This window comes from Desulfobacterium sp. N47, from assembly GCF_051233685.1.
In the GTDB taxonomy this organism is placed as follows: domain Bacteria; phylum Desulfobacterota; class Desulfobacteria; order Desulfobacterales; family RPRI01; genus RPRI01.
Window position 1 is genome coordinate 1 of record NZ_JBAMMY010000214.1, and the last position, 1,571, is coordinate 1,571.

At 43.2% G+C, this 1,571-nt stretch carries 2 protein-coding genes; both read right to left on the minus strand.

Going from position 1 to position 1,571, the window contains the following annotated elements; translation table 11 throughout:
* Positions 1-234: 234 nt before the first annotated feature.
* Positions 235-783 (minus strand): hypothetical protein, encoded by a 549-nt coding sequence (locus VXK47_RS14060; RefSeq protein ID WP_435549418.1) that lies wholly within the window; start codon positions 781-783, stop codon positions 235-237.
* 290 nt (positions 784-1,073) lie between these two features.
* Positions 1,074-1,403 carry a hypothetical protein gene (locus tag VXK47_RS14065; protein WP_435549419.1) on the minus strand — a complete coding sequence of 110 codons (330 nt, stop codon included), beginning with the start codon at positions 1,401-1,403 and terminating at the stop codon, positions 1,074-1,076.
* Between the last annotated feature and the right edge of the window lie 168 nt (positions 1,404-1,571).

Here is a 1,571-nt window from a genome sequence, read left to right on the forward strand (position 1 = left end):
GGGTCTTCAAAAATTCTGAAACGATATCCGCCTTCAGCGCAAGTGGGTCAAGACTTACGCTTAATATCTTATGACAATGAGGGCATATAGACGTTTTGAACATTTTGGTTTTCCTTTATTATGTATTTTTTGTTTTATAACAAAAAGGTCAGCGGGAGCCGGGGTACCCGGCGATCCGCTGGACCGCCTCGTTATGTGCTGCACTCGGATTCATAAGAGAAAACCGACTAATCTCTACTGAGGCGATGCTACCTCTAATAGAAATTGGCCCCCATCTCCGTTATTCTGTGCACAAATACACCCTCTTGGTTCAGATGTTTTGAGTACTTCCTCTGCGCCGGGTAAATTTGCAACAAGATCTCGCCCTTTCGTTGTAAGCTCAGCTAACTTTTCGGGAACTGCTTGCTCTTTGTATACTACCCACGCGGTGCGCCCGCCAGCGTTCATTGTGCCGATGGGCAGAGCACCTTCAGGCGCGGCTGGCCATAATTCCTCTACATAGTTTGTACATATAAATATACTGATAACATTCATTGAGTTTGAAGATGGCGAAGGTATCCAGACCATCTGTTCTGGTAGCTTCTCCTCGAAGCGTCGCAGCTCAGTACTTGGGACTAATATTTGCGTTGCTCTTGCCAATTCTTCATTCGGTAATTTCCACTTATTCCAGTGCCTGCCTGCATTTTCCATCATTCTTTGTTTCCAATACTCGGATGTATGTCCGATTTGACAATTTCCGTCGGAATGAAAGCTTGCCTTTACGATTCCCCCAGCGGCTTGCATTGATAGATAAAAGTCACCGTTCTTTTGACACCAAAACCGCCAAGTAGCACTACGAAGTTCATTTGGGCTGCCAACAGCCCATCTTAGCACTCTTTTCTTGGCTTCGGGTGCTGCTATATATTGTTTTTTCTGCGCGGGTTTATTCTGGCTCACAACTTTGTCTAATTATAGCTGACGTCTATACTCCGTCCCTTTTCAATCAGTCTTCAAAGGAGAGGCGCTTGTTTCGCACATAACGTACACTCTTCAACAGCCGCGACATTTTGCGGTCTGCCGGAAGAGACTGTATCTCACTGATTACTTCCATATTTGAGCATACAAAGCTCGGCTTCTTTTTCAGCGAGTCTTTTCAATACGGGTAGAATTTCGTTTTCATAAGTTTGAATAATTTCTTGGACTCCTTCTTTAATCCTAGAGTATTCCTCCTCTGGCAAATTATCAGATACTACAAGATCAAATGATCTTTGCTTCACAATTGAAAAGGATGAAATTTCCGAGAAGGAATTTCTTAAGCAATTTGCGAGATTCTTTGGCAAATTGTTAATGCCCGATTCGATTCTTTCGCTTAAAAGAGATTCCAATTTTGTTTCGCTTCTTTGAAATTTTATTACCTTACCCATGGCTTCATTTCCTCTAGTTTAAAACATAACGACGGAAATAACCCACGCCGCCGCCGGCCAAGGATAAAAAACGTAACTTACTCGGCGTTGGGTTAATTGATTTGTTGGCCCTTTAGTAAATGCAAGCATCAAGTATTGAAAGCACCTCTGCAAGCAATTCCTGACCAC